The organism is Thioalkalivibrio sp. ALE22 (genome assembly GCF_000381445.1).
Classification (GTDB): Bacteria; Pseudomonadota; Gammaproteobacteria; order Ectothiorhodospirales; family Ectothiorhodospiraceae; genus Thioalkalivibrio.
This window is the reverse complement of record NZ_KB906499.1, coordinates 120,444-140,994: the sequence shown is the minus strand read 5'-3', so window position 1 is coordinate 140,994 and position 20,551 is coordinate 120,444. Positions and strand designations below refer to the sequence as shown.

Here is a 20,551-nt window from a genome sequence, read left to right as displayed (position 1 = left end):
TTCCGGCCACGCGCCGTCCGGCGCGGGTCTTCAGGACACGACTGGAACATGGAAAACCTTACGCTGACCACCGAGATGATCGTGGTGCTCGCGCTGCTCGCGTTCACGATCTTCCTGTTTGTATCCGAAATCATCCGGGTGGACCTCGCGGCCATCTCGGTGATGGTGCTGCTGGGCCTGCTGACGCTGGTGCCAGGGCTCGGGATGCTGGTCGGCCAGGAGGAACTGTTCAGCGGCTTTGCCTCCAACGCGGTGATCTCGATCATCGCGGTGATGATCATCGGCGCCGGCCTGGACAAGACCGGCGTCATGCACAAGGTCGCGGCGTTCATCATGCGGGTGGGCGGCACCACGGAGAAGAGCATCATCCCGACGGTCTCCGGCACGGTCGGCGTGATCTCCAGCTTCATGCAGAACATCGGCGCCGCCGCGCTGTTCATGCCGGTGATGAGCCGCATCTCCAACCGCCTGAACATCCCGCTGTCGCGCCTCCTGATGCCGATGGGCTTCGCGGCGATCGTGGGCGGCACCATCACCCTGGTCGGCTCCAGCCCGCTGATCCTGCTGAACGACCTGCTGCCCTCCGACATGGAGCCGTTCCAGCTGTTCGACGTGACCCCGATCGGCCTGGCCCTGCTGGCCACGGCGATCGTCTATTTCGTGCTGCTGGGGCGTTTCGTCCTGCCCTCGGTCAAGACCAAGTCGGCGCAGCGCGAGAACGCGCAGGACTACTTCCAGCGCGTGTACGGCCTGTCCTACGAGATCCACGAGCTGTTCGTCCCGGAAAACGACCCAATGGTCGGGCGCACGGTGGCCGAGATCGAACGCGAGACCGGCATCGCGATCGTCGGGACCTACGTCCGCGACGAGCTGCGCATGGCGCCGTGGACCGGCTACGAGATCCAGGCCAACTCGCATCTGGCGGTGCTGGCCAGCCCCGCGCGGATGGAAAAGCTGTGCGAGGGCACGCGCAAGCGCCCCTCGACGAATCTGGACGTGTTCGCCAACGCCCTGGACAGCGGACGTTCCGGGGTCGCCGAGGTGGCGATCGCGCCGGGCTCGAACCTGGCGGGCAAGACCGTTACCGAGCTGGCCATGCGCCAGACCTACGGGCTGTCGGTGATGCGCATCCAGCGCGGCAACGAGACCTATGGCGAGGGCCTGCGCGACATCCCGCTGGAACCGGGCGACATCCTGGTGGTGCACTGCACCTGGGAATCCCTGGCGCGCCTGGAACAGGATCGCGACTTCGTGGTGATCACCTCGGACTACCCGCACGAGGAACTGCGCCCGTCCAAGGTGCCGCATGCCCTGTTCTTCCTGGCGTTGACCGTGGGCCTGATCGTGTTCACCGACCTGATGCTGTCGGTGGCCCTGCTGACCGGCGCGCTGGGCATGATCCTGACCGGCGTGATCAGCCTCGACAGTGCCTATCGCGCGGTAAGCTGGAAGACGGTGTTCCTGCTCGCCTCGCTGATCCCGCTGGGGATGGCGGTGGAGAACACCGGTACCGCGGCATGGATCGCGCAGAACACGCTCGAGATGCTGGGGACCGTGCCGCCCTGGGTGCTGCAGGCGACGATCTTCGCGCTGGCCACGTTCTTCACTCTGGTCATGTCCAACGTCGGCGCGACCGTGCTGCTGGTGCCGCTGGCGATCAACTTCGCGATCGCCGCGCAGGCCGCGGGCATGGACGCCGACCCGCGCGTGTTCGCGCTGACCGTCGCGATCGCGACCTCGAATTCCTTCCTGATCCCGACCCACCAGGTGAACGCCCTGATCATGGGCCCCGGCGGCTACCGGGTGAAGGACTATATGAAGGCCGGCGGCATCATGACCATCCTGTTCGCCGTGGTCGCCATGTTCATGCTCAATCTGATTTTCTAGGCTTTCTTTCAACGACCTTTGTGCAACCCGTTTGCAAGGAGAAATCCCATGTCCCAGAAGCATCCCGTGATTGCGGTGACCGGTTCCTCGGGTGCCGGCACCTCCACCGTAAAGCGCTCCTTCGAGTCGATCTTCCGTCGCGAGCAGATCAACCCGGTCGTGATCGAGGGCGACAGCTTCCATCGCTATGACCGCAAGGCGATGAAGGAGGCCATGCAGAAGGCCGCGGACGAGGGCAATCACCACTTCTCGCACTTCGGCCCGGAGGCCAACCTGTTCGATCGCATCGAGGGCCTGTTCAAGACCTACGGCGAGACCGGCCAGGGCGAGAAGCGCTACTACCTGCATTCCGACGAGGAAGCCGCGCAGCACAACGAGCGCCTCGGCACCAACCTGGGCCCGGGCGAGTTCACCCCCTGGGAAGAGATCCAGCCGGGCACCGACCTGATGTTCTACGAGGGCCTGCACGGTCTGGTGGTCGACGGTAACGTGAACGCCGCGCAGCACGTGGACCTGGGCATCGGCGTGGTGCCGATCGTGAACCTCGAGTGGATCCAGAAGATCTTCCGCGACAACGCCGAGCGCGGGTATTCCGCCGAGGCCATCGTGGACACGATCCTGCGGCGCATGCCGGACTACGTGAACTACATAACCCCGCAGTTCGGCTACACCGACATCAACTTCCAGCGCGTGCCGACCGTGGACACCTCCAACCCGTTCATCGCCCGTGCGGTCCCGACCCCGGACGAGTCCATGGTGGTGATCAGCTTCAAGGACCCGACGAAGTTCGGCATCGACTTCCCTTACCTGCTGAACATGATCCCGGACTCCTTCATGTCCAACCCCAAGACCCTGGTGGTCCCGGGCGGCAAGATGAGCTTCGCGATGGAGGTCATCCTCGGCCCGATCATCCACGACATGCTGTCGCGTCGCGGCTGATTTGCCGGGAGGCGCCCGCCCGGCGTCTCCCCGGCTCCCGGGAAGTTCCCCAGCCCCGCTCCGGCGGGGCTTTTTTCGTTTCGGGCCCGCCATTCCGCTAGGATTCAGGCTTTAACGGACAGGACGGAGTAGGCGTGTTCGGACTCTTCGGGCCGCGGCCGGCCCAGCAGATGGAGCGCTTTCGCGGCCGCTACACCGGTCGCTCGCTGATCGTTCACCAGGGCTTCACCGGCGACTGGCTGGAGGAGCTCCTGAAGCAGCCGGGCGGCGGCGGGCACTTCCGCATCGACAGCCGCCCGCTGCCACGGCGGCGGCCGAGCCCCGTGGAGTGGCTGGTGCAGACCCATATCCTGCCACTGGAGCTGCCGCAGCCCCTGTTTCTCGATGTGCGCGAGGACGCCATCCTCGTGCGCCACCTGCAGCGCGGGGAACACGCGGTGCATCCCTCGGAGATCGCCTGGTTCCTGGAAGAACTGGACACCCGCCACCACGCCCGCCTGGTCTTCACCGAAGACGGCGGCCTGAACGCGCACCCCGGCCTGCCGGTCGACGACAACGAGGCCCTGAGCATGCTGGAGCAACTCGGTTTATGACCAATGCCTTTCGCAGTGCCACCGCCCGCGGCGATGAACCCCGGGCCCTGGCCGACGCCCTGATCGCCGAGCTGGGCGAACAGCCGCCGCGCGCCGGGGATCAGGTGCGGGTCGGCTTCATCTACCTCTCCGACGCGCTCAGCCGCCACGCCCGCACCCTGCTGAAACACCTGCGCGAGGGGCTGGGGGTGGATCACTTCGTCGGCGGCATGGCCATGGCCGTGATCGGCCCGCACGACGAGCTCTACGAACAGACCGGCGCGACCCTGATGATCGGCGAGTTTCCGGCCGCCAGCGTCCGCGTGATCTATCACCCGGTGCGCGGCTTCGACGAGCTCGTGAAGGAACTCGACGGGTTCCTCGACCCGCAGACCCCGGGCCGGCTGATCCTCAACGCCGACCCGCGCATGGAAGGGCTGGAGGACACCCTGACCGAGATCGGCGAACGGACCGCCTGGTTCGCGACCGGCGGAGTGAACTCCGGCGACGACGGCGTGGTGCAGATTGCCGACGGCGTGGCCGCCTCGGGCATCACCGGGCTCGCGCTGCGCGACGATGTCGCGATCGCCGCACGCCACAGCCAGGGCTGCACCCCGCTGCCCGGCCAGCACGAGCTGACCGAGACCTGGCGCAACATCATCGTGCGCCTGGACGGTCAGCAGGCCCTGCCGGCGTTCAAGGGCATCATTGGCGATGTCCTGTCGCGCGACCTCGAGCGGGCGCTGGGCTACATCCTGGTCGGCTTCCCCATCGCCGGTTCCGACACCGGCGACTACCGCGTGCGCAACATTATCGGCATCGACCTGGACCAGCAGGTCCTGGCGGTCGGCGAAATGCTGGAGCAGGGCTCGCAGATCCTGTTCGTGCGCCGCGACGGCCAGGCCGCGATCGAGGACCTGGAACGCATGCTGGAACAGATCCGCGCCCAGGCCCCCAACGGCATCCGCGGGGCGATCTACGTCTCCTGCGTCGGACGCGGGCGCCACCAGTTCGCGCAGGAGGGCACCGAACTGGGTATCGTGCAGAAACATCTGGGCGACGTACCGCTGGTCGGCTTCTTCGCCAACGGCGAGATCTTCGCCAACCGCCTGTACGGCTACACCGGGGTCCTCACCCTGTTCACCTGACACGCCTGACTGCAGCCGGGAGAAGGCATGGAATACCGCAAACTGGGACGTACCGACATCGAGGTCAGCCTGATCGGCCTGGGCACCATGACCTGGGGCGAGCAGAACACCGAGGCCGAGGCCCACGAACAGCTCGACTATGCGCTGGAACAGGGCGTGAACCTGATCGACGCCGCCGAGATGTACCCCGTGCCCCCGCGCGAGGAGACCCAGGGCCTGACCGAGACCTATATCGGCAACTGGCTGGCGGCGCGCGGCAACCGCGATCGGGTCGTGCTGGCCAGCAAGGTCGCCGGTCCGGGCATGATCGACTACCTGCGCGGTGGCCCGAAGCTGAACCGCGAGCACATCGAACAGGCCCTGAACGACAGCCTGAAGCGTCTGCAGACCGACTATCTGGACCTCTACCAGGTCCACTGGCCCGCCCGTTCCACGAACTTCTTCGGCCAGCTGGGCTATGTCCACAAGACAGACGATGACGCGACCCCGATCGAGGAAACCGCCGAGGCCCTGAGGGTCCTGGTCGACAGTGGCCGCGTGCGTACCATCGGGATCTCCAACGAGACCCCCTGGGGCTTCATGGAGTGGATCCGGGCGCATGACCGCGGGCTGTCCGAGCGCATCGTGTCCATCCAGAACCCCTACAACCTGCTCAACCGCAGCTTCGAGGCGGGGCTGGCGGAGATGGCCATCCGCGAGGATGCCGGCCTGCTGGCCTATTCGCCGCTGGCCTTCGGCATGCTCTCCGGCAAGTACCTCGACGGGGCGAAGCCCGCAGGGGCCCGCCTGACGCTGTTCGAGCGTTTCCAGCGCTACAGCAACGAATCCGGCCTGGCCGCCACCGCGGAGTACGCACGTCTGGCGCACGAACATGGCCTGACCCCGTCCCAGCTGGCGCTGGCCTTCGTCAACCAGCAGCCCTTCGTGACCAGCAACCTGATCGGCGCGACCACCATGGAGCAGCTGCGCGAGAACATCGCGACCGTGGACATCACCCTGTCCGAAGCCGTGCTGGAGGCCATCGAGGCCATCCACGCCCGCCACACCTACCCCTGCCCGTAAACCCGGGGAACCGGGCGTGGAGCTGATCGACACGCATGTCCACCTGGACCTGGACGCGTTCGATCCGGATCGCCCGGCGGTGCTGGACCGCGCCCGCGCCGCCGGGGTGCGGGAGATGGTCCTGCCCGGCGTCACGCGCGCCCGGTGGGCCGATCTCGACGCCCTGCACCATCACGACGCCGGCCTGCATGTCGCCTACGGCCTGCACCCGATCTTTCTGCAGGCCCACGCGGACGCGGACCTCGACGCCCTGGAGGCCTGGCTGGATAGGCACCCGGAGACCATCGCGGTCGGCGAGATCGGGCTCGATGGCTATCAGGAGGGTCTCGACTGGGATCGCCAGTGGCGCTTCTACACGCGGCAGCTGGCCATCGCCCGCGAACGCGACCTGCCGGTGATCATCCACAGCCGGCGCGCGCTGGACGCGGTGCTGAAGGGCCTGCGCCAGCAACCGGGCCTGACCGGCATCCTGCATGCGTTCATCGGAAGTCCGCAGCAGGCCCGCCAGGCGGCCGACCTGGGCTTCTGCCTGGGCATCGGCGGCCCGGTGACCTTCGACAGGGCGAAGAAGCTGCACCGCGTGGTGCGCGACGCGCCGCTGGAGGCCCTGGTGGTGGAGACCGATGCACCCGATCAGCCCCTGGCCGGACATCAGGGGGAGCGCAACGAACCGGCGATGACGGCCGAAGTGAATCGCCGGCTCGCGGCCCTGCGGGACATGGAGCCCGAAGAGATGGCTATAATCACGTCACAAAACGCACGCCGGGTCCTCCGGCTTCCGACCGGTCCCGACGCATGAGTCCCGCCGCCCCGCACAACCCCTACACCGAAAGGACGGATCTGCTACTGGGCCACGAGGTGACGGCCGGCCTGCGGGACCGGCATGTGTTCATCGCCGGTCTCGGCGGGGTCGGCAGCTACGCCGCCGAGGCCATCGCCCGCGCCGGCGTCGGTCGCATGACCCTGGCGGATCACGACGTGGTGGGCGCCTCCAACCTGAATCGCCAGCTGGTCGCGCTGCGCTCCACCGTGGACCGACCCAAGACCGAGATCATGGCGAACCGCATCCACGACATCGATCCCGAAATCGAGCTCACGATCCGCCACGACTTCCTCCAGCCCGATACCGTCGGCGACCTGGTCCCGGAGGATGCCGACTTCGTGCTCGACGCGATCGACTCCATCGTCTGCAAGGCCGCGCTGGTCGCGACGGCCCAGGCGCGCGGGCAGGGCGTGATCTCGAGCATGGGGGCCGGCGGGCGCATCGACCCCACCGCCGTGCGCGTGGGGCCGCTGGCGGGGACGCGCGTGTGCCCGCTCGCGCGCCAGATGCGCAAGCGCCTGCGGCGCCTGGGCGCGCATCTCGACTACCCCGTGGTGTTCTCCATCGAACAGCCGCGCAAGGGCACCGAACACCGCCCGGTGGGGGACGGCGGCCGGCCGCGTTCGGTCAACGGCACGATCTCCTACCTGCCCGCGATCTTCGGCCTGACCGCCGCCGGCCACGTAATCCAGAGCCTGATCGCCCGCGCCTGACCGCCATACACGGCTCGCTCCGTGACCCCTGCAGCCACGGGTTCCGTCCTGCCCTGTGGGAGCTCAGCCCCCTGAGCGATACGGCCCGACCCCATCGGCCAGAGGGCTGGCCTCCTACAGGCCAAGACAACCCCACCCCCTACGAAGATGCTATTCGTCGAATACCGCCTCGATGCGGGCCTGGATGTGCTGGTCGGCGTCCGGGCCATACTGCGTGGTGGCGGGATCGAAGCGGTCGCAGAAGGCATAGGCAAACTTCAGGTCCTTCACGCCCAGGGCGCCGAACAGGCGCGCCTCGAAGGAATGGTCCTCCGGATTCTGGGTCAGCGTGGGCCAGCCATCCGCCCCGGGTGCCAGCGCCGGGCCAAAGAACACGACTCCAGGCAGGTTCTTCAGGCGCAGGGCACAGGTGCCCTCGGTCACCCCGGCCATCGGCAGGAAATCGATGGTGCGCGAAAGGCGCTGCTTGCGGTTGAAGGCGATATCGATCTCGCCGCCGGCCGCGCGGATCGCCGGGGCCTCCGCCTCGAACGCCAGGGTCTCGAGGCCAGCCGCCCGCCAGGCCTCCAGGTCCTGTGCCCCATGGCGGCTGGGCAGGAACAGGTAGGCGGGCCTGGTGATGGCCCGGATCGCCGCCAGCAGGGGTTCCGAATACGCCGGCGCGTTGACCAGGATCCCGCCCAGTTCGAGGTCGTCGATCAGCCAGACCGCCGGCGAACCATCCCCGATGCGGTAAATGGTCCGGTCACGCAGTTCGACCAGCGGCGCGCTGATCACGGGTTCATTCGTCATGAGCGGGCTCCGATGACGGACGGGCGGGACGCGGCTCGATCCCGGTCATAGTGGTCTCGATCCATTCTTCGGCCTCGGCCAGCACCTCCACCGGCTTGCGCCCGGCGGTCTCGATCGGCGGGCCGATCACCACCTCGATGGTGCCGGGGTAGCGGCGGATGCCCTTCTTCGGCCAGAAGCTGCCACTGTTGAGCGCCACCGGCAGCACCGGGTAGCCGGTACGCGCGGCCAGCATCGCGCCGCCCTGACGGTAGCGCCCGTGTTCGCCCGGGGCCACGCGCGTGCCCTCGGGGAACACGATCACCCAGCGGCCCTCGTCGAGGCGCTGCCGGCCTTCGGTGACCAGATTCTCCAGCGCCTGGCGCCCGCCTTCGCGGTCGATTGGCACCGGATCGATCATCGCCAGCGTCCAGCCGAAGACCGGGATGCGCATCAGCTCGCGCTTGAGCACCCAGGTCTGCATCGGGAAGATCGCGACGAAGGCGACGGTCTCCCAGGCCGACTGATGCTTGGACAGCACCACATGCGGACGCGACGCATCGATGTGTTCGGCGCCGCGCACCCGGTAGTCCACGCCACAGGTCACCCGCAGCCACCAGACATTGAAGCGCCCCCACTGCGTCAGCACCCGGTAGCGGATGCGGCGCGAGAACGGCCAGATCAGCGGTGGCACCAGCACGCCGAAGACCAGCATCGAGCTGATGAACCCGAGCTGGAACAGCAGACCGCGGATCAGGGGCAGCATGCGGCGGCGCTATCCCGTGGCCAGGCGGCCGATGTCGGCCACGGTCTCGAACGCGCGGCGCAGTTCACGCAGCAGGGCCAGGCGGTTGCGCCGCTCGGCGGCATCTTCGGCCATCACCATCACCTGGTCGAAAAAGGTATCGACGCGATCGCGCAGGCCCGCCAGCTCGCCCAGGGCGTGCAGGTAGTCACCATCGGCCACCGCCTGCTCGACGCCGGGACGCACCGCCTGCAGGCCCTGGTAAAGCTGACGCTCCTCGTCCAGCGCCAGGGCCTCCGGGTCGAGGTCGGCCTCGGCCTCCTCGCCGGCCTTGCGCAACAGGTTGTGGATGCGCTTGTTCGCCGCAGCCAGGGCCTCGGCCTCCGGGCGCTCGCGGAACAAGCTGACCGCGCGCACGCGGCGGACGAAGTCCAGCGGGGTATCGGGCGCGACCGCGGCCACTGCCTCGATGGTCTCGTGCGCCTGGCCCTGCTCCAGCAGGTAGCCGCGCAGGCGCTCCAGGATGTACTCGCGGACCGGCTCCACCGCCTGGTCGGCCTCCGGCACCCGTTCGCGGATCGGCTCGGCCGCGGCCTGCAGCAGCGGGGTCAGGGCCAGCGGCAGTTCGCGCTCGACCAGGATGCGCACCAGTCCCAGCGCGGCGCGGCGCAGGGCGAACGGGTCCTTGGTACCGGTGGGCTGCTTGCCGATCGCGAAGATCCCGACCAGCGTGTCCAGGCGGTCCGCCAGCGCCAGGGCCTGGGCCAGCGGGACACCCGGCAGTTCCGAGCCGGACTGGCGCGGCCAGTAGTGCTGTTCGATTGCAGCCGCGACAGACTCATCCTCGCGGTCGTGCAGGGCGTAGTAGCGGCCCATCGTGCCCTGCAGTTCGGTGAACTCGAAGACCATCTGGGTCACCAGATCACACTTGGCCAGGCGCGCGGCGCGCGCGGCCAGCCCGGCATCCAGCCCCATCAGGCCGGCCAGGCGCTGCATCAGGGCCTCCAGCCGCACGGACTTGTCGCGCAGCGTGCCCAGGCGCTTCTCGAACACCACGGAGTCCAGCGCATCCAGCCGTTCCTCCAGACGCTTCTTGCGGTCCTGCTGCCAGAAGAACTCGGCATCGGCGAAGCGCGGGCGCAGCACGCGCTCGTTACCGTCGCGCACCGCGTGCGGGTCGCGCGACTCGATATTGCTGATCACGATGAAGTGCGGCTGCATGCGCCCGGCCTCGTCGACCACCGGGAAGTATTTCTGGTTGTCCTGCATGGTGGAGATCAACGCCTCCTGCGGGACATCCAGGAAACGCGGGTCGAAGCCGCCGGTCAGGGCCACCGGCCACTCCACCAGTGCGGTCACCTCGTCCAGCAGGTCGGCATCCACCAGTGCACGCCCGCCCAGGGCCTTGGCCTGTTCGTGCACCTGCGCCAGGATATTCTCGCGCCGCGCCTCGAACGACGGCTCGACAAAGCCGGGGCTGCGCAGCCGCTCGGCGTAGTCGTTGCCGCGCTTCAGCTCCAGCGCGCCGGGCTGGTGGAAGCGGTGACCATGCGTGGCCCGCCCGGCGGTCTGCTCCAGAACCGTCATCTCCAGCACCTCGGTCCCGTGCAGGACCACCAGCCAGTGCGCGGGGCGCACGAATTCGGTGCGGCTGCTGCCCCAGCGCATGCGCTTGGGCGTGGGCAGGGCTTCGAGCGCGGCCTCCAGCATCTCCGGCAGCAGCTCGCCGAGGGCGCGGCCCGGCTGCATCTGGCGAAAGACCAGGTATTCGCCCTTGTCGGTGGTCTCGCGCTCCAGGCGCTCGACCTCCACGCCGCAGGAGCGGGCAAAGCCCAACACCGCCTTGGTCGGCTCGCCGGCGTCATCGAAGGCGGCGGCCACAGCCGGGCCGCGACGCTCCTGCAACTGGTCCGGCTGCTGCCCCGGGACGTCCGGGAACAGCACCGCCAGCCGCCGCGGGGTGGCGTAGGCCTCGGGCTCGCCTGGTTCCAGCCCAGCCTCGCGCAGGCGGGTGGCCAGGCCGTCGGCCAGGGCATCACGCAGGCGCGGCAGGGCGGCGGGGGGCAACTCTTCGGTGCCCAGTTCGATCAGGAGTTCGCGGGCTTCAGCCATGTCGGGTCCGTGTCGGGTCCATCACGACCGCGCGCAAGGGCGCGCGATCCGGGAAATAGGGTTCAGGCGGCGTCGGGCTTGTTGGTGTCGTCATCGGCGCACAGCGGGAAGCCCAGGGCCTCGCGCGACTCGTAATACTTCTGCGCAACGTTTCGCGACAGCTCGCGCACGCGCAGGATGTAGCGCTGGCGCTCGGTGACCGAGATCGCACCGCGGGCATCCAGCAGGTTGAAGCTGTGCGAGGCGCGCAGCATCTGCTCGTAGGCCGGCAGCGGCAGGCCCAGCTCGATCATGCGGTCGCTCTCGTTCGCATGCTGATCGAAGGCGGCGAACAGGGAGTCGCGGTCGGCATGCTCGAAGTTGTAGGTGGACTGCTCCACCTCGTTCTGGTGGTAGACGTCACCGTAGGTCACCGGGCGGCCGTCCGGGCCGACGGTCCAGACCAGGTCGAACACACTCTCCACCCCCTGCAGGTACATCGCCAGGCGCTCCAGCCCGTAGGTGATCTCGCCGGAGACCGGGTGGCAGTCCAGCCCGCCCACCTGCTGGAAGTAGGTGAACTGGGTGACCTCCATGCCGTTCAGCCAGACCTCCCAGCCCAGGCCCCAGGCGCCGAGGGTCGGAGATTCCCAGTTGTCCTCGACGAAGCGCACATCATGGGTGAGCGTGTCGAAGCCCAGCGCCTCCAGGGAGCCGAGGTAGAGGTCCTGGATGTCCGGCGGCGACGGCTTCAGCAGCACCTGGAACTGGTAGTAGTGCTGCAGGCGGTTGGGGTTGTCGCCATAGCGCCCGTCGGTAGGACGGCGGCTGGGCTGCACGTAGGCCGCGCGCCACGGCTCCGGCCCGATCGAGCGCAGGAAGGTCGCCGGATGGAAGGTACCGGCCCCCATTTCCATGTCGTAGGGCTGCAGGACCACACAGCCGTGGTCGTTCCAGTAGTCCTGCAAGCGACGGATCAGGTCCTGGAAGGTGGGGCTGCTGCTGGACGGGGTGCGTTCGTGCGCCATGCGGGATCCCGGGTCAGGGCAAAGCGGACAGTATATCGGCCGGGCTCCAGCCTCGGCCACCGTCAGCGTCAGCGCGAAACGCGGAGACGCCCGCGCGAGTCGGCACTTCCCTGTGGCGGCAGACGGTTTTGCGCCAGCCGGGAAGGCGCCCATACTGGAGGCTTGATCCGGTTCGGGAGAACCGCCCTGAGCGAGCCCCACGCCAATTCGGAGCCGACGGTGACCGCGGAGAACGGTCAGCGCTACCGCGACACCCGCCGAGTGACGCTGGTGGGCGCGACCGTGAACAGCTTTCTGGCCGTCGCGCAGCTGCTCAGCGGCTGGCTTCTGAACTCGCAGGCGCTGGTCGCGGACGGCGTGCATACGCTGTCGGACCTCATCACCGACGGTGTCGTGCTGTTCGCGGCGCGCAAGGCTGCGGCGTCCCCCGACCAGGACCACCCGTACGGCCATGCCCGCATCGAGACCCTCGCAACGGTGATCGTCGGGGTCTTTCTGGCAGCCGCGGGGCTGGGGATCGCCTGGGCAGCCGGCAGCCGGCTGGTCGACCCCGAGGCCATGACCGGTCCCGCCAATATGGCCATCTTCTTTGCCGCGCTGACCCTGGTCGCGAAGGAGGGCCTGTACCAGTACACCCACCGAGTGGCGAAGCGCCTGCGCTCGCGGATGCTCGATGCCAATGCCTGGCACCACCGTACGGATGCAATCTCGTCGCTGTTCGTACTGGTCGGCGTGGGTGCGGCGGTGGCGGGCTTCCCGTGGGCGGACGCCCTGGCGGCGCTGATCGTCGCCCTGTTCATCCTGCATATCGCCGGGCGCCTGATCGTGCGCGCCGCGGCGGAGCTGATCGACACCGCGCTGGAGCCGGAGAAGGTGGATCGCATTCACCGCACCATCCTGGACGTGCCCGGGGTGAAGGATGCGCACATGCTGCGCACCCGCCGCCACGGCAGCGACGTGGTGGCCGATGTGCACATCCAGGTCGCGCCGATGATCTCGGTATCCGAGGGGCATCGGATCGCCGATGCGGTGTTCCATTCGGTGACCGACGAGCATGAGCGGGTCAACGACATCACGGTGCACGTGGACCCGGAGAATGACGCGGAGCAGGCGCGCAGCTCGACGCTGCCGTTACGGCCGGTACTGGTAGAGGCCCTGCGCGAGGCCTGGGCCGACACCCCGGAGCTGGACGCGGTGGAGCACCTGTCCCTGCACTACCTGGGCGGCCGGGTGCACATGACGCTGACCCTGCGCCTTGACGGGGCAACCGCGGCCCCGGATCTGGAGGCGCGGGCCCGGGCCCTGGCCGACCGGCTGCACGGCCACCCGCAGGTGGGCGACATGCTGGGCGAGGTCACGCTACTCTATCGTCCGTGCACTCATTAGGTGCGGCACACCCCAGCAAGCACTATCGTTGTGCGCATACGGCACCATGATGGTGCAAAACGGAGGCGGCGCGGCACCCGGGGTGCCCGTTTTTCGCGCGCCCGGGCCGAATCGGGCCGGATGGCATGATGCCTGCATAATGACCCACGAAGCCGTGCAGGGGCCAACAGGCCGGCCGGCCAAAATCGAAGACTCAAGTGAAGACCAAGGAGACCCCCATGTCCGCAGCCGACGTGCTGAACCAGATCAAGGAAAAGGAAGTGCGCTTTGTCGACTTCCGCTTTACCGACTCCAAGGGCAAGGAACAGCATGTGACCATGCCGGCCCACGACATCGACGAAGAGACCTTCGAGGAAGGCAAGATGTTCGACGGCTCCTCGATCTCCGGTTGGAAGGGGATCAACGAGTCCGACATGATCCTGATGCCGGACGCCGAGTCGGCCGTGATCGACCCGTTCTTCGAAGACATGACCATGAACATCCGCTGCGACGTGGTCGAGCCGGCCACCATGCAGGGCTACGACCGCTGCCCGCGCTCCCTGGCGCGCCGCGCCGAGGCCTACCTGCAGAGCACCGGCATCGCCGACACCGCGCTATTCGGTCCGGAGAACGAGTTCTTCATCTTTGACGACGTGAAGTGGGGTACCAGCCTGTCCGGTTCCTACTGCCGCGTGGACTCCCAGGAGGCGTCCTGGAACTCCGAGCGCGTCTACGAGGACGGCAACATCGGACACCGCCCGGGCGTGAAGGGCGGCTACTTCCCGGTCCCGCCGGTCGACAGCCTGCACGACATCCGCTCCACCATGTGCGAAGTGATGACCGAGATGGGTCTGGAGACCGAGGTGCACCACCACGAGGTGGCCACCGCCGGCCAGTGCGAGATCGGCGTGGGCCCGGCGACCCTGACGCAGAAGGCCGACGAGGTGCAGATCCTGAAGTACGTGGTGCAGAACGTGGCCCACATCCACGGCAAGACCGCGACCTTCATGCCCAAACCGATCGTCGGCGACAACGGCTCCGGCATGCACGTGCACCAGTCGCTGTCCAAGGACGGCAAGAACCTGTTCTCCGGTGACCTCTACGGCGGCCTGTCCGAGACCGCGCTGTACTACATCGGCGGCATCATCAAGCACGCCCGCGCGCTGAATGCCTTCACCAACCCGTCCACCAACAGCTACAAGCGTCTGGTGCCGGGCTTCGAGGCGCCGGTCATGCTGGCCTACTCCGCCCGTAACCGCTCGGCCTCGCTGCGCATCCCGTTCGTGATGAACCCGAAGGCGCGCCGGATCGAACTGCGCTTCCCGGACTCCACCGCCAACCCGTACCTCGCGTTCGCCGCGATGCTGATGGCCGGCCTGGACGGCATCCAGAACAAGATCCACCCCGGCGACGCGATGGACAAGAACCTCTACGACCTGCCGCCGGAAGAGGAAAAGGGCATCCCGCAGGTCTGCCATTCGCTGGACCAGGCGCTGGAAGCCCTGAACCAGGACCGCGAGTTCCTGACCCAGGGTGGCGTGTTCACCGACGACATGATCAATGCCTACATCGACCTGAAGATGGAAGACGTCACGCAGATGCGCATGACCACCCATCCGATCGAGTTCGACATGTACTACAGCCTGTAAGGCGTCCGCTTCCGGCCCCTCGGGGCCGCGAGGCCATCCGCCGCCGCGCCCTCCGGGGCCGGCGGCTTTTTTGTGTCTGGGGGGTTCCACGGGGACCGGCGGGCCAAGCCCCGTTCGTCATCACCGCCGGCGATGCCGGATCGGGCATTTCGGGCAGCACAAATGAAAGGCCCCGCGGATGGTCGATCCGCGGGGCCTTCTCGTGTGGCACCGGGAGGACGCTCCCGGGCCTCTGACCGTTCATCGGCAATCAGGCGTGCCAGCCCAACTCCTCGGCCTTCTGCTGTGCCAGCGCCGGGATGTCGGTGGCCACGAACTTCTCGTACAGCACCTGCACCCCGATCATGTGGTTGATCACCGCGTCCAGCTGGACCTGGGTCGCGGCCGGGGTGTCCTCGGACTCGTGCAGCTCGAACACCTGGCGCACGCCCTCCGGATCCAGCAGACCGGCCTCCTCGACCTTCTCCGGCGCGAGGTAGCGATCGGCCAGGGCCTTCATCGCCGCCCACTTGACCGGATCGGTATGCGCCGGCGGGGCCATGAACGCGAACTTCTCGCGCTCGTAGAGCACCTTCGGCAGCAGGCCCTTCATCGATTCGCGCAGCACGTACTTCTCGGTCGGGCCCTTGATGCGCATGGTCGGCGGCAGGTGGGCGGCGAACTCGGCCAGGTGGTGATCGAGGAACGGCGGGCGCGCCTCCATCGAGTTGGCCATGTCCATACGGTCGCCGCCCCAGGTCAGGATCTGGCCTTCCAGCATGGTCTTGATCCAGACGTACTGGGCCTTGTCCAGCGGGTGCCGGCCTTCCAGCATGTCGTTGTCCAGGGCATCGGCGATCGCCTTGCCCGGCTGGTAGCCCTGCATGCGCTCGCGGCGCTTCGGATGCAGCAGGCCCGGCACGTGGTCAGACGCGGCCAGCCACGGCTGCAGGCAGGACGGGGTGAAGCCCATCATTCGGGTGAACTCGGGGTCATCCACCTCGTCCTCGGCCAGCATCGCGCCGGAGACCAGCTCGTTGGACTCGTTCAGCATCTGCTGCCAGGCCTGACGATCGGCCTCCGGCAGGGTATCCAGCCCGTGCAGGAACATGTCGCGGCGGAACGCCGGGTAGCCGCCGAACAGCTCGTCCGAGCCCTCGCCGGTGACCACCACCTTGTAGCCGGCCTTGTTCACGTGGCGGCTCATCAGGAGCTTGGCCACGCCGAGGGTGTTGTAGATGGTGCGCTCGGCGTGCCACAGCGCCTCTTCGAAGTTGTCGTAGAGGTGGTCGGCGTTCAGGGTCATGATGTCCTGATCGGCGCCGACACTCTCGGCCATCTCGCGGGCGATCGCGGTCTCGTCGTAGTCGTCGTTGTCGAAGCCGATGGTGAAGGCCTTGACCGGCGACTGCTGGCTGGCCGAGGCCAGCCCCAGGGTGATGCAGGAGTCGATCCCGCCGGAGAGGTAGCAGGCCACCGGCACGTCGGCCTCCAGGCGCAGCTGGACGGCCTCCATCAGCTTCTCGCGCACGCCCTCGATCCAGTAGTTCTCGTCGGTCTCGCTCTCGGGCGGGCGCTCGGAGGCCAGCGGGAAGTCCATGTCCCAGTACTTCTCCTGGCGGATCTTCAGCTTGCCGTGGGCGCGCTCGACGATGACCATGTGGCCCGGCTTGACCTGCTGGATGCCCTCGAAGGCGGTGGTGCCGGGCACCATGGTCTGCATCAGCTGGTGGTACAGGCCATCATCGGAGAACTGGCGCGGCACATCGGGGTTGGCGAACAGCACCTTCAGTTCGGAGCCGAACACGAAACTGCCGTTGGCCTCGGTGAAGTACAGCGGCTTGATGCCGAAGCGGTCGCGGATCAGGATCAGCCGGTCGTGCTTGCGGTCATACAGCGAGATCGCGAACTCCCCGCGAAAGTGCTTCACCGCGTCCTCCAGCCCCTCGCGCTGGTACAGATGCATCACCATCTCGGAATCGCTCTTGGTGCGGAACTTCACCCCGCGCGAGGTGAGATCGGTGCGGATGCGCTTGTAGTCGTACAGCTCGCCGTTAACCGCGGTCATAATCTCGCCGTTGGTCATGCAGAACGGCTGGCGCCCGCGGTTCTCGTCGAGGTCGATGATCGACAACCGCGCGTGGGAGAATCCCACACCACGGTCGTCCTGCGTCTTGTAGCCAAAGCCGTCAGGACCGCGGTGATACTGGATCGCGGCCATGTTGACCAGGGTCTGCGGGTCGACCTTGCGGTCCGGGTCGGCGTGAAAGATTCCGGCGATGCCACACATGGCATGTCTCCTTGGTTATCCGTTCGGTGCGAGCGGGGCGCGGCCCGGTCCGTTCCGGCGCGCCACACCACTCGCGGTTCAGTTCAGGGCGAGGTTCAGTCTTCCGGGGTGTCCATGACCGCGCTGATACGGCGGACCACGCTGGTCAGCAGTGCCATGCGCACGAACACCGCCCCGCGCGCCTGGGCGAAATACCAGTTGTGCGGGGTGTCATCGAGGTCCGTCGACAGCTCCGCACCGCGCGCCAACGGGTGCATGATGATCGCGCCCTTCTTCAGCGGCGAGTTGCGGTCCAGCTTCAGGCCCTCACCCATGGACTCGAAGGTATCGCCCACCCAGGCGATGGCGTTGATGTACACCACGTCCAGCTCCGGCAGTACCGGATCCAGCTCGTGCACCACGCGCAGGTTCAGGCCGGCCTCCGCCAGTTCCTCGCGCTGGCCGGGATCGAAGTTCTCGTCCTCGCGCGAGATGATCACGACCTCTTCGATCGCCTCGGGGAACAGGCTCAGCAGGCGCAGCAGCGAACGTACCGTACGCATGCGCGAGGGCACCCCGATGATGCCGACCTTGATGCGGTCCTCCGGGACAACCGGGCCGGTGAACAGCTCCGGGCGCCACTTGGCCAGGGTGTAGACGTCCGCGAGCGCCTGGGTCGGGTGCTCGTCGATGCCGTTGCCGGCGTTGACCAGCGGGATGCGCAGGTTCTCCAGCATGTTGTGCGCGGCCTCGCCATCCGAGGAGCGCAGCACCAGCACGTCGCCGTAGTTGTTGAACATCTCGGCGATGTCCGCCAGCGATTCGCCCTTGGCAATCCCGGTGCTCTTGGGGTCGGTGATCGACATCACCGCCCCGCCAAGCCGGTGCCAGGCGCTCTCGAACGACAACCGCGTGCGCGTGGACGGTTCGTAGAACGCGCTGATCAGGATCTTGCCCGCCAGCGGCAGATGCATCAGGGCGGGCGTGGTCTCGTACTGCGCGGCCAGCCGGAACAGCTGCAGCAGTTCCTCGCGGTTGAACTGCTGGCTGGAGACCACGTGTGCGGCGGCCAGCTTCAGTAGCGGATCCGGGTCTTCCTCCACCGCATCCAGCAACGCCCGCGGCCGGTCGGTACCGGCGGCGCCGTCTTTCGGGTGGAGCACGTGCAGGGGATCTTCGGTGTAGTTCACCAGAGGCGTCCTTTTTTCCAGTCGCGGATAAACAGGGCAATCAGCAGGATCGGGGTCAGGGTCGCCACGCTGGTGGCGATGACCACGATCACGGACAGTGCGGTTGTCGAGATCGTCATGCCGGCACCTCGGCGTCGGAACGGGCCAGCCGGCCCCAGTCGAACGGCCGCGGCATCAGCCAGGTGGTCAGCACCATCACCGCCAGCGAGACGGCGGCCCCGACCAGCGCGGCCACGTAGAACCCGATCAGGAAATAGCTGGCCAGCCCGATACCGGACCCCAGTATCATCGACCAGGCGGCACCCTGCGGGTTCGCCTGCTTCCAGTACAGGCCGGCGACGATCGGCCAGATCGCGGAGGCCACGAAGGCCCCGGTGAAGTACAAAAGCTCCGCCAGCGAGCCGACGATCGGGATCTCGCCGCGGTAGCTGGCCGCCAGCCAGGTCAGCAGCCCCAGTAGCACCACGATCACCTTGGTCGCGTGGAACTGGTGCTGCTCGCTGGCCCGCGGACGGATGTGGCCGCGGTAGATGTCGCGGGTCACCAGATCGGACGTGGCCGCCAGCAGCGAGTCGAGGCTGGAGGCCAGCGCGGCGAAGACCACGATGAACACTACGATCGCACCGGTGAGACCCAGCACCTCGGCGGCCACCAGCGGCCCGACCATGTCCGCCGCGGGGACGTTGATCCCCAGTGCCGGCGTGGCCAGCGCGATGAAGCCGGCGACGATCGGGATCGGCAGCCACAGCAGGCCGCCGAACAGGTAGGCGCGAAAGCCCACGTTGCGCCCGAAGGCGAAGGCGCGCGACCACCAGACGTTGGAGTGGAAGATCTCGCCCACGCCAAACAGCAGGTTGTTGAACAGGAACATGATCGCGGCCGGGAACAGCAGGCTCAGCAGTTCCGGGCGCTCTTCCATCAGGTTGAAGTGGATCGCCTCGAAGCCGACCTTGTCGATGGTCAGCCAGGCGATGAACGCCGCGCCCGCGACAATGATGACCGTCTGGATGAAGTCGGTCCCGATGACCGCGCGCAGACCGCCCAGCAGGGTGTAGATCACGCAGACGGTCAGGATCACGGTCATGCCCACGCGATAGTCGATCCCGGCCAGGGCATTGATCAGCACCCCGCCGGCCATCGCCATCGAGACCAGCCAGCCAAAGGCGTAGATCAGCGAGACCACCAGGAACACGCGCCAGGTGAAGGTGCCGAAGCGCAGGCGGATGAAGTCCCCGGAGGTGAAGCCGCGCGGCATCAGCTCGCGGATGCGTCGCGCCAGCGGCGCGAACAGGATCAGGCCCAGCGCACCCAGCGAATACCCGAGCATGCCCCAGACACCAAGCTGCAGCGCCAGTTGCGGGGCGGTCATCGTGGTATTGGCGGTGACCCAGGTTGCCATCGCGGTCGCGGTGGCGAGCGCCAGGCCGACATTGCGGCCCGCCAGCATGTGGTCCTCGGCGGTCTTGTTGCGACGACCCAGCCACCAGCCCAGCACCACCCAGAGGACGCTGAACGCCGCCAGCAGCCCCCAGGCAATGGAGGTCGGGAGGATGGGGTCGTCGAGACCGGTCACGAGGCCTCCTGCACCTTCTTGATCTCGCGGATCGCCTCGTCCGTGGTCATCACCCGGGCGTAGCGGTCCTTGATGGTGGTGATCGTGGCCTTCTGCATCTCCGGCGTCACCGTGGCCGTGGCGTCGTCCATCAGGGTGACATAAAAGCCCAGGTCACAGGCATCCCGCACGGCCGTGGAGACGCACTCGTTGGAGTACACGCCCACGATGAACAAGGCGGAGATGTTCAGGTTGCGCAGGATGTAGTGCAGGTTGGTGGAGTTGAAGACCCCGCTGGCGGTCTTGTCCAGCACGATCTCGTCCCCCACCGGAGCCACCTGCTCGACGAACTCGGCATCCTTGGAGCCGGGAGCCGCGTGCAGGTTCAGGCGCTTGTGGCCCGGGCTGCGGTCGCGGCCGTCGCGGGTCAGCGAGCGGATGCGGGTGTGGATCACCTCCAGCCCCTCCTCGCGGAAGGCGTCCTGCAGGCGGCGCACATTGGGCAGCACGGTCTGCTCGAGGCGGTTGAAGTAGTACTCCTGCGCCTCCAGCGGCACACCGGATTCGGCGGAATCCGCGAACACGCCGTGGCCCCGCGCGGCATCCAGGTACTGGAGGTCGATACACAGCAGCGCGACGTGGTGCTCCCGCAGCTCCTGACGCAGGACCGGCGTGGTGATCAGGCTCTCCTGGTACTGCTCGCGAAGCGGGTCCAGGGAGTCGTAGTCGGTCAGGCGGGAGACGTTGTTGTTGTCGGCCATTCCGGGC

Annotated in this window: 18 protein-coding genes; 9 read left to right on the top strand and 9 right to left on the bottom strand. The window is 67.5% G+C overall.

Translation table 11 applies throughout. The features are described from left to right. Nucleotides 1-48 precede the first annotated feature (48 nt). From F793_RS0100720 to F793_RS0100690, 7 genes are all read left to right on the top strand, one after another. Complete coding sequence (locus F793_RS0100720; protein ID WP_018878800.1) at nucleotides 49-1,887, top strand: SLC13 family permease; 1,839 nt, start codon at nucleotides 49-51, stop codon at nucleotides 1,885-1,887. Between the two features lie 48 nt (nucleotides 1,888-1,935). Continuing rightward, a complete protein-coding gene (locus F793_RS0100715; protein ID WP_018867674.1) occupies nucleotides 1,936-2,826 on the top strand; it encodes a phosphoribulokinase in 891 nt (296 codons plus the stop codon). 134 nt (nucleotides 2,827-2,960) lie between these two features. Beyond that, nucleotides 2,961-3,419: a hypothetical protein gene (locus tag F793_RS0100710; RefSeq protein ID WP_018878799.1), complete on the top strand. Its 459-nt coding sequence runs from the start codon at nucleotides 2,961-2,963 to the stop codon at nucleotides 3,417-3,419. Then, complete coding sequence (locus F793_RS0100705) at nucleotides 3,416-4,546, top strand: FIST C-terminal domain-containing protein (RefSeq protein WP_018881947.1); 1,131 nt, start codon at nucleotides 3,416-3,418, stop codon at nucleotides 4,544-4,546. Before F793_RS0100710 ends, F793_RS0100705 begins: the two co-directional genes overlap by 4 nt. A gap of 27 nt (nucleotides 4,547-4,573) precedes the next feature. After that, a complete protein-coding gene (locus tag F793_RS0100700; RefSeq protein WP_018881948.1) occupies nucleotides 4,574-5,608 on the top strand; it encodes an NADP(H)-dependent aldo-keto reductase in 1,035 nt (344 codons plus the stop codon). A 16-nt stretch (nucleotides 5,609-5,624) separates the two neighbouring features. Then, on the top strand, nucleotides 5,625-6,407 hold the full coding sequence (locus F793_RS0100695) for a TatD family hydrolase (protein WP_018881949.1): 783 nt from the start codon (nucleotides 5,625-5,627) through the stop codon (nucleotides 6,405-6,407). Continuing rightward, a complete protein-coding gene (locus F793_RS0100690; protein ID WP_018881950.1) occupies nucleotides 6,404-7,144 on the top strand; it encodes a ThiF family adenylyltransferase in 741 nt (246 codons plus the stop codon). Before F793_RS0100695 ends, F793_RS0100690 begins: the two co-directional genes overlap by 4 nt. A gap of 150 nt (nucleotides 7,145-7,294) precedes the next feature. Here the strand turns inward: F793_RS0100690 and F793_RS0100685 are convergent, their stop codons facing one another. From F793_RS0100685 to glyQ, 4 genes are all read right to left on the bottom strand, one after another. After that, nucleotides 7,295-7,936 (bottom strand): hypothetical protein, encoded by a 642-nt coding sequence (locus F793_RS0100685; protein ID WP_018881951.1) that lies wholly within the window; start codon nucleotides 7,934-7,936, stop codon nucleotides 7,295-7,297. Beyond that, the gene (locus tag F793_RS0100680; protein ID WP_018881952.1) at nucleotides 7,926-8,681 is read right to left on the bottom strand and encodes a 1-acyl-sn-glycerol-3-phosphate acyltransferase; all 756 of its coding nucleotides are present in this window, start codon (nucleotides 8,679-8,681) and stop codon (nucleotides 7,926-7,928) included. The genes F793_RS0100685 and F793_RS0100680 overlap by 11 nt, the downstream gene beginning before the upstream one ends. Nucleotides 8,682-8,690: 9 nt before the next feature. Continuing rightward, entirely contained in the window at nucleotides 8,691-10,772 is a 2,082-nt protein-coding gene (gene glyS, locus F793_RS0100675) for a glycine--tRNA ligase subunit beta (protein WP_018881953.1), read from the bottom strand. Nucleotides 10,773-10,834: 62 nt separating this feature from the next. Further along, nucleotides 10,835-11,779 carry a glycine--tRNA ligase subunit alpha gene (glyQ, locus tag F793_RS0100670; protein ID WP_018881954.1) on the bottom strand — a complete coding sequence of 315 codons (945 nt, stop codon included), beginning with the start codon at nucleotides 11,777-11,779 and terminating at the stop codon, nucleotides 10,835-10,837. A 162-nt stretch (nucleotides 11,780-11,941) separates the two neighbouring features. On the opposite strand from glyQ, the gene F793_RS0100665 reads away from it, so the two are divergent. Then, on the top strand, nucleotides 11,942-13,165 hold the full coding sequence (locus F793_RS0100665) for a cation diffusion facilitator family transporter (RefSeq protein WP_018876757.1): 1,224 nt from the start codon (nucleotides 11,942-11,944) through the stop codon (nucleotides 13,163-13,165). Nucleotides 13,166-13,383: 218 nt separating this feature from the next. Further along, nucleotides 13,384-14,793, top strand: coding sequence for a glutamate--ammonia ligase (gene glnA / locus F793_RS0100660; protein WP_018881955.1), 1,410 nt, complete (start codon nucleotides 13,384-13,386; stop codon nucleotides 14,791-14,793). 250 nt (nucleotides 14,794-15,043) lie between these two features. Here the strand turns inward: glnA and asnB are convergent, their stop codons facing one another. The 5 genes from asnB to F793_RS0100635 all read right to left on the bottom strand — a co-directional run bounded on the left by asnB (nucleotide 15,044) and on the right by F793_RS0100635 (nucleotide 20,544). Beyond that, the gene (gene asnB / locus F793_RS0100655) at nucleotides 15,044-17,062 is read right to left on the bottom strand and encodes an asparagine synthase (glutamine-hydrolyzing) (protein WP_018881956.1); all 2,019 of its coding nucleotides are present in this window, start codon (nucleotides 17,060-17,062) and stop codon (nucleotides 15,044-15,046) included. A 95-nt stretch (nucleotides 17,063-17,157) separates the two neighbouring features. Next, nucleotides 17,158-18,231, bottom strand: a complete 1,074-nt coding sequence (locus F793_RS0100650) for an aspartate carbamoyltransferase (RefSeq protein ID WP_018878265.1) — start codon at nucleotides 18,229-18,231, stop codon at nucleotides 17,158-17,160. Next, on the bottom strand, nucleotides 18,228-18,350 hold the full coding sequence (locus F793_RS14215; RefSeq protein ID WP_018867660.1) for a hypothetical protein: 123 nt from the start codon (nucleotides 18,348-18,350) through the stop codon (nucleotides 18,228-18,230). Before F793_RS14215 ends, F793_RS0100650 begins: the two co-directional genes overlap by 4 nt. After that, nucleotides 18,347-19,804 carry a sodium:solute symporter family protein gene (locus F793_RS0100640; RefSeq protein ID WP_018881957.1) on the bottom strand — a complete coding sequence of 486 codons (1,458 nt, stop codon included), beginning with the start codon at nucleotides 19,802-19,804 and terminating at the stop codon, nucleotides 18,347-18,349. Before F793_RS0100640 ends, F793_RS14215 begins: the two co-directional genes overlap by 4 nt. Further along, nucleotides 19,801-20,544: a cysteine hydrolase family protein gene (locus tag F793_RS0100635; protein ID WP_018867658.1), complete on the bottom strand. Its 744-nt coding sequence runs from the start codon at nucleotides 20,542-20,544 to the stop codon at nucleotides 19,801-19,803. The genes F793_RS0100640 and F793_RS0100635 overlap by 4 nt, the downstream gene beginning before the upstream one ends. Nucleotides 20,545-20,551: the final 7 nt, after the last annotated feature.